This is a genomic window from Caldifarcimen microaerophilum (assembly GCF_055387105.1).
Window position 1 is genome coordinate 1,778,197 of sequence record NZ_AP038914.1, and the last position, 12,848, is coordinate 1,791,044.

The 12,848-nt window shown below is 61.3% G+C and carries 11 protein-coding genes; 2 read left to right on the plus strand and 9 right to left on the minus strand.

Going from position 1 to position 12,848, the window contains the following annotated elements:
- Positions 1-60 precede the first annotated feature (60 nt).
- Together AC6HU3_RS08385 and nuoH are read left to right on the plus strand one after the other, a co-directional pair.
- Positions 61-2,559 (plus strand): molybdopterin-dependent oxidoreductase, encoded by a 2,499-nt coding sequence (locus AC6HU3_RS08385; protein WP_497473320.1) that lies wholly within the window; start codon positions 61-63, stop codon positions 2,557-2,559.
- Positions 2,556-3,512 (plus strand): NADH-quinone oxidoreductase subunit NuoH, encoded by a 957-nt coding sequence (gene nuoH / locus AC6HU3_RS08390; RefSeq protein ID WP_497473321.1) that lies wholly within the window; start codon positions 2,556-2,558, stop codon positions 3,510-3,512. The genes AC6HU3_RS08385 and nuoH overlap by 4 nt, the downstream gene beginning before the upstream one ends.
- 148 nt (positions 3,513-3,660) lie before the next feature.
- Here the strand turns inward: nuoH and folK are convergent, their stop codons facing one another.
- The 9 genes from folK to fsa are packed head-to-tail and all read right to left on the minus strand — an operon-like array spanning position 3,661 to position 12,715.
- Positions 3,661-4,161 (minus strand): 2-amino-4-hydroxy-6-hydroxymethyldihydropteridine diphosphokinase, encoded by a 501-nt coding sequence (gene folK, locus AC6HU3_RS08395; RefSeq protein WP_497473322.1) that lies wholly within the window; start codon positions 4,159-4,161, stop codon positions 3,661-3,663.
- Positions 4,158-5,030 carry a patatin-like phospholipase family protein gene (locus tag AC6HU3_RS08400; protein ID WP_497473323.1) on the minus strand — a complete coding sequence of 291 codons (873 nt, stop codon included), beginning with the start codon at positions 5,028-5,030 and terminating at the stop codon, positions 4,158-4,160. Before AC6HU3_RS08400 ends, folK begins: the two co-directional genes overlap by 4 nt.
- Positions 5,027-6,388 carry a nicotinate phosphoribosyltransferase gene (locus tag AC6HU3_RS08405; RefSeq protein ID WP_497473324.1) on the minus strand — a complete coding sequence of 454 codons (1,362 nt, stop codon included), beginning with the start codon at positions 6,386-6,388 and terminating at the stop codon, positions 5,027-5,029. Before AC6HU3_RS08405 ends, AC6HU3_RS08400 begins: the two co-directional genes overlap by 4 nt.
- Positions 6,366-7,637, minus strand: a complete 1,272-nt coding sequence (locus AC6HU3_RS08410; RefSeq protein ID WP_497473325.1) for a Glu/Leu/Phe/Val family dehydrogenase — start codon at positions 7,635-7,637, stop codon at positions 6,366-6,368. Before AC6HU3_RS08410 ends, AC6HU3_RS08405 begins: the two co-directional genes overlap by 23 nt.
- On the minus strand, positions 7,634-8,620 hold the full coding sequence (locus tag AC6HU3_RS08415; protein ID WP_497473326.1) for a PIN/TRAM domain-containing protein: 987 nt from the start codon (positions 8,618-8,620) through the stop codon (positions 7,634-7,636). Before AC6HU3_RS08415 ends, AC6HU3_RS08410 begins: the two co-directional genes overlap by 4 nt.
- Positions 8,607-9,953, minus strand: a complete 1,347-nt coding sequence (gene radA, locus AC6HU3_RS08420; protein WP_497473327.1) for a DNA repair protein RadA — start codon at positions 9,951-9,953, stop codon at positions 8,607-8,609. The genes AC6HU3_RS08415 and radA overlap by 14 nt, the downstream gene beginning before the upstream one ends.
- Positions 9,953-10,741: an MlaD family protein gene (locus tag AC6HU3_RS08425; RefSeq protein WP_497473328.1), complete on the minus strand. Its 789-nt coding sequence runs from the start codon at positions 10,739-10,741 to the stop codon at positions 9,953-9,955. The genes radA and AC6HU3_RS08425 overlap by 1 nt, the downstream gene beginning before the upstream one ends.
- A complete protein-coding gene (locus AC6HU3_RS08430; protein WP_497473329.1) occupies positions 10,738-12,051 on the minus strand; it encodes a trypsin-like peptidase domain-containing protein in 1,314 nt (437 codons plus the stop codon). Before AC6HU3_RS08430 ends, AC6HU3_RS08425 begins: the two co-directional genes overlap by 4 nt.
- 1 nt (position 12,052) lies before the next feature.
- Entirely contained in the window at positions 12,053-12,715 is a 663-nt protein-coding gene (gene fsa / locus AC6HU3_RS08435; protein WP_497473330.1) for a fructose-6-phosphate aldolase, read from the minus strand.
- Positions 12,716-12,848 lie beyond the last annotated feature (133 nt).

Consider the following 12,848-nt stretch of genomic DNA (forward strand, 5'->3'; position numbering starts at 1 on the left):
TACAATTAGGCCATGTTGTTCCGCGGGCCATGAGGGCGGTCCCTCAACAGGAGCGACACGATGCCCAAAATCGTTCTGAACGGGAAAGAGGTTGAGTTTCAACCCGGTGAAACCCTTCTTGAAATTGCCTGGCGCGAAGGTTATCCCGTTCCTGTGTTCTGCTATCATCCTTCCCTGGGTGAAGGTGTGGCCACCTGCCGGATCTGCCTGGCGGAGGTGGAAACGGGAGGCCGGAAGGGTCTTCTTCCCACCTGCACCACCAAAGCCGCCGACGGCATGATCGTGAACACCGAATCCCCGGAGGTGCTGGAACGAACCCGGAAGGGTGTGCTGGAGCTTTTGCTTGCGAACCATCCTCTGGACTGCCCGGTGTGCGATGCGGGAGGGGAGTGCGACCTTCAGGAACTCACCATGAAGTGGGGCCCGGACCGGTCCCGCTATGTTTTCCCTCGGCGGGAGATCCCCCGTCGCCGTCCCGGTCCCTTCATGGAGCTCTATCCCAACCGGTGCGTCCACTGCGACCGGTGCGTCCGTTTTTATCAGCAGATTGCCGGCGGTGGGGACTGGGGTGAATTTGAGTGGGGCTGGTATGTGATGGTGGGACCGGCCCAGGAGAAGATTCTGGAGTCCCTCTATTCCGGAAACATGGTGGAGATCTGTCCCCTGGGGGCCATCACCGGACGGGACTATCGCTTTAAGGCCCGTCCCTGGGAAATGGAATACACTTTCGGGGTTTCCCCTGTCTTCTCCACAGGGGACACGGTGAAGATCTACACCCGCCGGAAGGGACTCATGAGCCGGGGTCCCTTCACCGAAGGCGGGCGCCGGAAGGATCTCCATGAGGTGATCCGGCTGTATACCCTGGTCAACCCCGAAACCAACGGATTTTTCCTGGACGACGCGACGCGGTTCACCTTCGATTTCCCGCAGTCCCGGGAGCGTCACCTCTCTCCTCAGATCCGCAAAGCCGACGGCCTGGCTCCCGTCCTCTGGGATGAGGCCCTGGACCGGGTGGAAGAACGGTTGCGGGAATTCGTGGGGAACGGAGAACAGGTGGCCTTTCTCGCAGGCGGGGTGGGCACCACGGAAGGGGCGTTTCTTTTCGAGTATCTTGCCCGGAGCGTGCTCCGCTCGCCCCACCTGGACAGCCGGCGTCCGGAAGGGGGAGACGAGGCCGGCGATCCTCTCCAGGAAGCGATGGATGCAGCCGTTTCGCCCGCAACCTTCCGGGATCTTGAAGAAGCAGACTGGATTCTCGCGTGGCGTACCGACATTCTCCACCGGTGGCCGACCCTGGGACTTCGCCTGGTCCAGGCCCGGAACCGGGGAGCCCACATTCTCTCGGTTTCTTTTGTGGATGAGTCCGAAAGGCCCTGGAAACCGGTGTCCTTTGTCGTGCATCCTCAGGAGGAACCCCGCCTTCTTCAGGAACTTCTCGAGGGGAATCTGCCCGAAGCCTTTCAGGGCCTTCCGGAGGCGAAGCGTCCCGTCCTTGTGATCAACGATGCCCTCCCTGCAGCCGTTCAGCGGGCTCTGCTCTCCTTTGCCCTGGATTGGGGACTGAAGGTGCTCTATCTCCGGTTTGCCCCCAACGGTCAGGGATTTGTGGATGTGGGGGTTCATCCCGGCCTTCTCCCGGGACACGTGCTCTCCCCCCGGCCGGGGATTCCGGTGGCGAAGATTCCGGAGGCCATTCGTTCCGGGGATATCCGGGCGCTGGTGTTGTGGGGTGTGGATCCCCTGGTGGAGTTTCCGGATCGGGATGCGTGGGAAGAAGCTCTCCAGGCGCTGGACTTTCTCCTGGTGGTGAAGGATATGAAGTCCCCGGTGGATGCCTTTGCCCATGTGGTCCTTCCACAGGCGGTGCCTTTTGAGATGGAGGGGCGGTGGGTGAACACGGTGGGATTTGTTCAAAAGAGCCAGGCCGCCCTTTCTCCCGCCGGTCTTTCCAAACCGGACTACGTCATCTGGGCTGAACTCCTCCGGCGGTTCGGGGAACAGGTTCCGGATACGGCGGATGGGGTGTGGGAGATGATGCAGGCCCGGATTCCCTTTTATGCCGGCATCTCCGGGGTTCTCCGGATCGAGGAGAAGCCCTATCCGCGGTATATTCCCACCGTGGCCAATTACCGGGACGTGGCCCATCCGGAGCGTGCGGCTTACCGCTGGCATCCCCGGAAAATCCAGGTTTCCCTCGAGCCCGCCGAATCGCGGGCGGGGTATGTCCTTGTGGCCACAGATCACGCTTTCAAGGCGGGGCTTTATACCTGGCGGGGCGAACTCATCCAGCAGGCGCTGGGCGAGCTGGACCTCCGGGTGGTGGCGGAGACGCATCCCGACACCGCCGAAGCCCTGGGTGTGGTTCAGGACGGGACGTGGGTGCGGTTTCTGCGGGATGGTCGGGAAGTCCGCCTGCGGCTGCGCCGGAACCGGGAGGTGCCCCCGGGTGTGATCCGGGTGTTCCGGAACTTCTATGATCACGAAGCCAACCGTCTCCTTCCGTCCGAGGGGTGGTGTGTGGTGGAGGTGAAAGAGGTCGTTCCGGAGGAAGTCCAATGAACGAACTTTTGCTGATGGCCGGTCTTGCACTGGGACTGTTTCTGGGGCTCACGGGACTTGCCGCGTATCTGGTGTATGGCGAGCGGAAGCTCCTGGCTTATGTCCAGGACCGGATCGGTCCCAACCGGGTGGGACCCTTTGGGCTCCTTCAACCCATCGCCGACGCCCTGAAGCTCCTGTTCAAGGAAGACTTTACCCCGGCCCATGTGGATCGCCTGCTCTATACGCTGGCGCCTGCCCTTCCCCCCGTGTTCGGACTCACCGCCTTCACCCTTATGCCCTTCCATCCCGCCTGGCCCCTGGCCGACGTGTCTGTGGCTCTCGTTCTTCTTTTCGCCATGGTTTCCCTGGGGGGATACGGGGTGATCCTGGCTGGATGGTCGTCCCACTCCAAATATTCCCTTCTGGGGGCTCTCCGGAGTGCGGCGCAGACCATCAGCTATGAACTTCCCATTGCCCTGGCCTTTGCCAGCGTGATCGTGCTGGTGGGGTCCTTTTCCCTCCTGGACATCGTGCAGTTTCAGCAGAAACACGGGTGGCTGATCCTTCCCAACCTGATCGGATTTGTCCTGTATCTTGTGGGCGCCTTTGCGGAGACCAACCGGGCACCCTTTGACCTTCCGGAAGCCGAAAGCGAGCTGGTGGCGGGTTATCTCACCGAATACTCCTCCATGCGCTGGGCCCTCTTCTTTCTGGGGGAGTATATCAACATCACCGTGGCCGCATCCCTCATGACCGTTCTTTTCCTGGGGGGATTTGATGGGCCCTTTGCCGACGGGATCTGGTGGTTTGCCTTCAAGGTGGGCCTCATTATCTTTGTGTTCATGTGGGTGCGGGCCACCTTCCCCCGCCTGCGGTATGACCAGCTCATGAACTTCTGCTGGAAGGTCCTGGTCCCCCTCGGGATCCTCAACCTCGTCTGGGTGACCTGGTTGAAGTTCGTGGTGTTTTGAGGGGGAGGGGCTCCTGTTCCCGTGTGTCATGGATCCTGATGGTCAAGGATGCCTCTTTGTGCGAAGAATCCGGATATTCCCCCCTATGAAAAGAAAAATGTCTTCTTGAGGGTTGGGGGAAACGGGGCCACCCAGTCTACGACGCTGTTCATATCTCCCCCCGGGTACTTTGAGGATTTGGTTCAACGGCAGACAGTACGTTTAAATGTTCCCGGTGCCAGCGAAAGGTCTGACCGGTTTCCGGATGGAGGGGATTGCCCAGGGTGAGGGCAGGATCCAGGACGAAGGCGCGTTGCGCAAGGAGAGGATGGGGCACCACGAGATCCGGCATCCGGATCACCCGATCGCCATAGAGAAGGAGGTCCAGATCCAGGATCCGGGGACCCCACCGCTCTTCCCGTATTCTTCCCGCCCTTCGCTCCAGCATCTGTAAGACGTCCAGCACCTCCCGGGCACTCCGGTAGGTCCACCCCCGAACCACCCAGTTCCAGAAAGGTGGCTGAAAGGGATTTCCCCAGGGAGGGGTTCGGAAAGGAGGAGAGATCGTTATCTCACAGAGGATCTCCCGAAGCGTTTGAAAGGCCCTGATTGCGGCTTCTTTGGTTCCCGGGAGATTGCCCCCCACGCCGATCCAGACCGGGATTTTCATCCCATCCGGAATCGTGCCCGGACGCTGTGAAGGAACCACATCCGCCGGGCTTCTTCAATCGCTTCCCGGCGCCGGAGGGTGGCTTCATACCCCAGACGCGCGATCTCCAGACCCCGATCGAACTGGGCCGTGCCGTATTGCCGGGCTTCGTCCAGGTCCAGCAGGAGTTCCGGTGGATGCTCCTCCAGAATGGATCCCACCACCCGGCGCTGGAGCATATAGAAGGACTGGGTGAGAATGTCCACAAGGTGGGGAGATTTGCGGGCTACGTCGGGTTTTTCTTCAAGGGTCACGTGCCGGAGGGGAAGGGGGGTAAGGACGTTGGCCGCCAGGACGGGGTCATGAAAGCGCTTGCGGGCGGAGGGGATGGGAATGGGCTCCACCAGACCCCCGTCCACCAGCACCCGTCCGTTTTTCTCAAGGGGTGTGAACACGCCGGGGATGGCGATGGACGCCCGGATGGCGTCCAGAAGAGGTCCCCGATCCAGGATCACCACCTCCCCTGTGTGGAGATCCGTGGCCACGGCGGCGAAGGCGATGGGCAGGTCCTCGATCCGGGGATTCCCGCCCACCAGATCCCGGAGGATGTCCATCACGCCTTTTCCATCCGTGATCCCCTGAAAGGGAAGGGTGGGACGAAAGATGGCCGCCCAGTCCAGGGGATTTAGACGCCGCAGGGTTTCCTCCATCGCCTCCGGGGACACACCTGCGGCGAAGAGTCCACCCACCAGCGCCCCCGCACTGCAGCCTACGATGCCGTGGATGGGGAGTTCCAGTTCCTCAAGGGCCCGGAGAAGTCCGACAAAGGCAAAACCCCGGGCTGCCCCGCCCGATAGGGCCAGCACCCATCGTTCTTCCAGCAGGTTCATGGGAGGGATAGGAGAAGCGCCTGCACCCCGGGGGAGGGGACAACCTCCCAAAGGGGATGATCGTGAGGAGAGAGACCTTTCAGCGCTTCGGGCAGATCCGAAAGCCGGTTCAGGGTTTCTTCTCGCAGGGTGTGGAGATCCGGAAGGTCCAGGATCTCGCCCTTCTGCATCACAGGTGCAAGGAGGGGTTCTCCCTCCACCGGTTCGTCCACAAGTCCCACCACGTCCTTTCCGTCCTGACGGTACACCTGTTTCCTCCCCGGAAGGGTCTGTTTTCCCGGCGAGCGCTTCACCCGGGGCGCGCCTTCGTATTCCACGAGTTTGTACACGCCGCCGAGATACGGGGCATCCGAAGACGTTCCCATCCGGGTCCCCACCCCAAAACTGTCCACGGAAGCTCCCTGTTCAAGGAGTTCGGCGATGCGGTATTCGTCCAGATCTCCTGAAAGCAGGATCTTCACCTCCCGGAGTCCGGCTTCGTCCAGCATGGATCGGGCCATACGGGAGAGTGCCACCAGATCCCCGGAGTCGATCCGGATGCCGAACACCCGGATGCCTTCCTTTTCCAGGATACGGGCGGCTTCGATGGTGTGTTCCACCCCCTGGCGGACGTCATAGGTGTCCACCAGAAAGATGGGTCGGGCGGGATATTCCCGGGCAAAGGCGAGAAAAGCCTCCAGTTCCGACGGGAACGCCATCACATAGGCGTGGGCCATGGTGCCGAACACGGGAATTCCAAAAATCCTGCCTGCAAGCACATAGCTTGTGCCCATGCAGCCCGCCAGATAGGAGGCCCGGGCCACCTTCAGGGCCGCGTCCACGCCGTGGTCCCTCCGGGGGGAGAAGTCCACCACCCCCCGACCGCGGGCAGCGAGAATCACCCGGGCCGCTTTGGATGTGATCAGGGTCTGGAAGTTCAGGGTGTTGAGAAGAAAGGTCTCGATGATTTGCCCTTCGATCAGGGGCGCCTCCACCCGGACCAGAACTTCGCCGCCGAACACGATCTGTCCTTCCCGCACGCTGTACACATCCCCCCGGAACCGGAAGTTGCGGAGATAGTCCAGAAAATCCTCCCGAAAAAGGCCGAGGGATCGGAGATACGCCAGGGCTTCGTCGGAGAACCGAAGGTCCCGGAGACCGGCGAGGAGGGTTTCCAGGCCGGCAAACACGAGAAAGCGGCGGGTGGGCGGCAGGTCCCGGATAAAATAGTCAAACACCGCCCACCCGTTCATGCCCCGGTGAAAATAGCTCTGGGCCATGGTGAGCTCGTAGAGATCCACCACCAGGCCCAGATCGTCCGAAAGGGTGTAGCCGAAGTCCGGGCTCATCACGGGATCATGGGAAAAGCTCGCGCTCATAGAACACCTCGGCCACCCGCTCCAGCGCCAGGATATAGGCGCCGGTTCGGAGATCGGCCCGGTATTCCTGCGCCTTCTCATACACGTCCCGGGCGGCTTTCCGGAGCTTTTTCTCCATCCGGTCAAACACCTCCTCGAGCTCCCAGTAATAGCCCATCCGGTCCTGGACCCACTCGAGATAGGACACCAGCACCCCGCCGGCGTTTGCCAGGATATCCGGAACCACCATGACCCCCCGCTTGAAGAGGATGTCGTCCGCTTCGGGGGTGGTGGGACCGTTGGCGCCCTCCACCACATACCGGGCCCGCAGAAGTGGGGCGTTATCCTGGGTGATCTGGTTTTCCATCGCGGCGGGGACCAGAATGTCCACATCCAGCCCCCAGAAATCCTCGGGAGAGAGGGCTTCCACGTTGGGAAAGTCTTTCACGCCCGGGATCTTCCCCTTCTCGTGGTGTTTTTTCTGTTCGGCCACATAGTCCACCAGTTCCTGGACGGGAAGGCCTTCGGTCCGGTATACGGTTCCGGTGAGGTCCTGGACGGCCACAACCTTCGCACCGAGTTCTTCCATATAGATGGCCGCGTAGCTTCCCACGTTGCCGAATCCCTGAACGGCCACCCGTTTGCCCTCCAGACTGTCACCCCGGAGTTTCAGAATCTCGTCCGCCACGATGGCCACGCCCCGACCCGTAGCTTCCCGACGCCCCTCGCTTCCCCCAATGATTCGGGATTTCCCGGTCACCACGCCCGGCTCGGAATGACCTTTGAACACGCTGTAAGTGTCCATGATCCAGGCCATGGTTTTCTCGCCGGTGAACATGTCGGGGGCGGGGATGTCCAGATCCGGACCCAGAAGAGGCATGAGTTCGTAGGTGAACCGACGGGTGAGACGCTGGAGTTCGCTTTCCGAAAGTTCAAAGGGATTGCAGATCACGCCCCCTTTGGCACCACCGAAGGGAATGTCCACCACCGCACATTTCCAGGTCATCCAGGCGGCCAGGGCCTCCACCTCTTCTTTGGTCACATCCGGGGAAAAGCGGATTCCGCCTTTGAAGGGCCCCCGGAAGTCGTTGTACTGACAACGGAAGCCCTTGAACACCCGGATGCTCCCGTCGTCCATCCGGACGGGGATGGACACTTCCACCATTCGCTTGGGATGGCGGAGGATTTCGAGAAGGTCCGGATCAAGGTTCATCACCTTCGCAGCTTTTTCAAGCTGCATCCGGGCCACCGTCGCGGGGTCGTGGTTCATCGCTCCTTCTCCTTTTTCAGGGGACGGACAAAGATGATCCGTCCCGCATCGGTCTGCAGTACGGTGACCACCTCGGCTTCAATGGTTTCACCAATCAGGTGTTCGCCTTCTTCCACCACCACCATGGTTCCATCCTCCAGATAACCCACGCCCTGACCGGCTTCCTTCCCGGGGCGCTGCACGAGAAGCCTCATGCGATCCCCGGGGAGATACTGGGGCCGCAGTTCCTGCGCCAGGGCGTTGAGGTTCAACACCGGGACCCCCTGAATCTGGGCGGCTTTGTTCAGGTTATAGTCCACGGTCACCAGTTTCCCCCTCCGGCGTTTGGCCACGGCGATGAGCTTGTGGTCCACCTCCCGGATCCCCGGCACCTCATCCGGAATGATGTGCACCTTCACCCCCTTCATCTCCTGAAGCTCTTTCAAAAGGTCCATGCCCCGACGACCCTTGGCCCGGCGGAGGGGATCTTTGGCGTCGGCGATCCGCTGGAGTTCTTCTACCACGAAGCGGGGGATAATGAGATCTCCTTCCAGAAAACCGGTTTTGACCACACCGATCAGCCGGCCGTCAATGATGGCGCTGGTGTCAATGATCTTGGGCGAACATCCACGGGGCATCCGGAAGAGGGTTCGGGCGAAACGGAAACGCTCCCGGTGGTGATAGAAAAAGCTCCCGAAGAAATAGATCCCCACCAGATTCCAGAACAGAAACCACAGATCCGAAATCTTCCGGAGGGGATGGAAGGCCACGAGGGTGAGTCCCGCCACCAGGTTGGCCACCCCGGACCCCAGAAGAATGCCGATCCCCAGAGCTGCGAGATCCCGGGGAGACAGGCGGAAAAAGACATGCTCAAACAGCACCACCAGGGATGCCATGAGGGCGGCCACAATGGCCGAGAGCACGGGACTCCATCCCAGTCGAAGCCCCATCCAGACTCCCAGGAGTACAAGCAGAACCCAGACAATCCCTCTAACCCAGCGCATGATTCTTCAACTCCCCCAGGTGCCGAACCACCCGGATTTTGAGACCCGAAATCTTTTTGGTGGGTTTTTCCGGAACCAGAGCGACGCGAAAGCCCATGCGGGCCGCTTCCTGAAGCCGGAGGTCCAGGGCAGGAACCCTGCGAACCCCTCCGGCAAGATCCACTTCCCCAATGGCCACCAGCCCCGGAACGGGGGGGCGTTTTTCATACGCGGAGAGGATGGCCGTCACCACGGCGAGATCCCCCGCCGTGTCCATCAGGCGGAATCCCCCCAGAACCTGAAGAAACACGTCCCGCTGGCGGATTTCGGTGTCCAGGTGCTGGTCAAGGATGGCCAGGAGCATGGAAAGGCGCCGGGCATCGTATCCCGTGACGGTTCGCTGGGGCACCGGAAAGGGGGAATACGCAAGGAGCGCCTGAACCTCCACCAGGAGCGCACGCTTGCCCTCCAGAGGCGCCGCAATGGCCCGACCCGGAACGCTGTCCAGCGAGGTATCCACGAACAGGGCGCTTGCATCCCGAACTTCCTGGAGCCCTTCCTGGGTCATCTCCAGCACCCCGATCTCGTTGGTGGAGCCAAATCGGTTTTTCACACTCCGCAGAATCCGGAGGCCCAGGAGGTTTTCCCCTTCCAGATAGAACACGCCGTCCACCATGTGCTCCAGCGTCCGGGGACCGGCAAGGGACCCCTCTTTGGTCACATGGCCCACGGCCACCACGGTGATGCCGTGCTCTTTGGCAAGGCGCAGAAGGGCGGTCCCGCATTCCCGGACCTGATTCACCGACCCCGGCGAAGAGGGAACTTCGGGGTCCAGCACCGTCTGGATGGAATCCACGATGAGGAGATAGGGCTTCAGGGTGAGGGCGGCGTCCTGGATTTTGCGGATGTCACTTTCGGCAAGGAGATACAGGTTGGGTTCCAGGGCCCCCAGGCGCTCGGCCCGCATCCGGATCTGCTCCAGGGATTCCTCCCCGCTCACATACAGCACCGGGTGGTCAGAGGCAACCGCAGCGGCCACCTGGAGAAGGAGGGTGGACTTGCCGATACCCGGATCCCCTCCGACGATCAGAAAACTCCCGGGGACGAATCCGCCCCCGAGCACCCGATCCACCTCCTCCATCCGGGACGAAAACCGGGGGGTTTCTTTCGCGGCCACCTGGACCACCGGGATGGGGGACACGTCTCCACCGCCCTCCACCCAGGAGCGGGCTTTCTGCTCCACCACCACCTCTTCCATGGTGTTCCACTGACCGCACCGGGGACACCGACCGTACCACTGGGCCGACGTGTAGCTGCAGGCCCGGCACCGGTATCGCGTTGTGCGTCTGGCCATCAGAAGAGACTGAAATGGACGTATCGTTTGGGATGCTTCCGGAGATCCTCCAGAAGGCTGTCCAGGCTCTGGAGGGTGCTCCGGAGATCCCGATACAGGGAGTCTTCTTTCAGAAGTCGCTGAAGGGTCCCCTCTTCGTGCTGGATCATGGCGAGCACGCTGTCGGTTCGCAGACTCAGCGCCCGAATGGCCTGAAGGGTGGAGTCCACCGAGCCCTGATTTTCCACAAGGGCCCGTTCCACCACCTTCACAAGACGTCGAAGATCGGAAAACCCTTTCTGCAGAGAATCCATCACGGCGGTGAGATGGAAGGTGGTGGTGTCCAGGGTGGCCTGAACCCGGGTGAAGATGGTGTCCATGCCCTGAAGGAGTTCACCCACCCCGGAGAAAAGTTGATCCAGGCCAAAGGGGTTTTCGCCGGGAATCACAGTTCCATCGGGGAGTTCGGGGCCCGTTCCGGGGAAAAGGGTGAGACGATATTGTCCCACCAGGCTCTGGGTTTCCACCTGGGCCCAGGCGCCTTCTTTCAGGCGGGTGTTGTCCAGGTGAAAGTGGACAAACACGGATTCCCCCCGCACCTCCAGGCGGTCGATCAGGCCGCGGGGGACCCCCATGATGGTGACCACCCCTCCCTGGGTGAGACGGGTGATGCCCTTGAAGGCGGCCACGTAATGATGACGGGTTTTCCCGATCCGGTATTGCCGGAGAAACATGTATCCCCCTGCAAGAAGCACAAGGCCCAGAAGGGTCACCAGTCCCACCTTGAAGTAGGTCGCTTTGTCCATCATCGCCAGAACCTCAACAGGATCACCTGGCCTTGCCGGAGGATCCGCAGGGCAATCCGCCGGGACCGGAGAGCTTCCGGAAGGTCCTCCGGACGTTCCATTTTCTGTCCGTTCACCTCAAGGATCACGTCATCTTCCCGCAGGCCCATGGCGGAAAGGGGCGAACGGGGAGAAAGGGATTCCACAAGAAGTCCATAATCCACGGGCAAATCCAGATACCAGGCCACCTCCCGGTTCACCGGACGCACCCTGGCGCCCAGAACTTTTTGCGCGCTGGGCAAACGAAACTCGGGGAGAACGAACGAAAATGGCAGGGTCTTCCCTCCCCGGACCACGGTGCCCCGGATCCGATCTCCCACCAGAAGGGCATAGGTCCGGTCCCGAAAATCCCCCTCGTTCCGGATGGGGGCTCCGTTCACTTCCACCAGGATATCCCCATCCCGCAGAAACCGGGCGGCGGGATGTCCCGGAAGGACGTCCTGGACCAGAACCCCGCCCCGACCGCCATACCCCAGGGCCTCCCGGAGTTCGGGGGTGAGGGGCTGAACCCGAAATCCGAGAAGTACCGGACGGATTTTCCCGTGGGTGCGGAGTTCCTTCACGATCCGCCGGGCGGTGTTCACGGGAATGGCGAAACCGATCCCTTCCGATCCTCCGGAGGAGGAGAAGATGAAGGTGTTGATCCCCACCACCCGTCCGTCAAGGTCCACCAGGGGACCACCGGAATTTCCCGGGTTGATGGCGGCATCCGTCTGGATCATGTCGTAATATTTGCGTTCGGGCTTGCCCTTCAGAGTGCGGTGGAGGGCGGAAATCACCCCCGCCGTCACCGTGGGTTCCAGATCTTCCAGGAGGAAGCCAAAGGGGTTGCCGATGGCGATCACCACCTGTCCGATCCGCAGGCTGTCCGAATTCCCGAGTTTTGCATGAGGAAGGGGACGCGGCGCATTCACCTTGAGAAGCGCGAGGTCATAGGCTTCTGCCACCCCGAGGATTTTCGCGGGATACTGTTCACCGGAAGGAAGGGTCACGGTGATGGAATCGGGATGTTCCCCCAGCACGTGGGCGTTGGTGAGGACCTCCCCGTCGGCGGTGAGAATCACGCCGGAGCCCAGGGAATGGACCTGGCGCTCCAGAATCTGGGGGGGAAAGAAAAAGTTCCAGAAGGGATCCTGGGCGAAAGGAGAGGCCGAAACATAGGTTCGGGAGGTAACGGTGATGGACACCACCGCGGGACCCACGGTCTGAACCGTCCGGATCAGGGCCTCCTGCAAGGCAGAGGCAGGAAGGGCCAGAAGAAAAAGCAGGGTCATGTTATGCAGGCTGGGTCAGGCGTTCCTGCACCTTTTTCCAGTCTTCCAGGAACTTTTCCAGTCCAATATCGGTGAGGGGGTGTTTCACCAGCTGACGGAGGACTTTGGGTGGGACCGTCACGATGTGGGCGCCCATCCGGGCAGCCTCCAGGACGTGGATGGGGTGACGCACCGAAGCCACCAGGATTTCGGCTTCAAATTCATAGTTTTCCATGATGGTCACCAGGTCCGAGAGCATGTCCAGGGCGGGGGTGGCGATGTCATCCAGGCGTCCCAGGAAGGGGGAAAGATACCGTGCTCCCGCTTTGGCGGCGAGGAGTGCCTGAAGGGGCGTGAAGATCAGGGTCATGTTCACGCGGATTCCTTCCCCGGAGAGCACCCGGGTGGCCTTCAGCCCTTCCACCGTCATGGGGATCTTCACAACGATGTGGGGATGGAGGGCGGCGAGTTCCCTGCCCTCCCGGATCATGCCCTCGGCGTCCGTGGCCACCACCTCCGCGGAAACCGGCCCCTGGACGGTCTCGCAGATCTGGACCAGGATTTCGTGGGGATCCCCTTCCTCCTTCGAGAGAAGGGTGGGATTGGTGGTCACGCCGTCCACCACGCCCCAGGAAGCCAGGTCCTGAATTTCTTTCAGATTGGCCGTGTCCAGGAAAATTTTCATCCCACACCCTCCTTTTTGGTGTTAATTATACGCCCCTGAAGCGGGAACTTCCAAAAAATGAGTTCCTGGCGTTTTCGGAGAGATCGCGGGTGGAAAGGATGAAAGAATCCATGGAGCGGCCCGGATCGGGTCG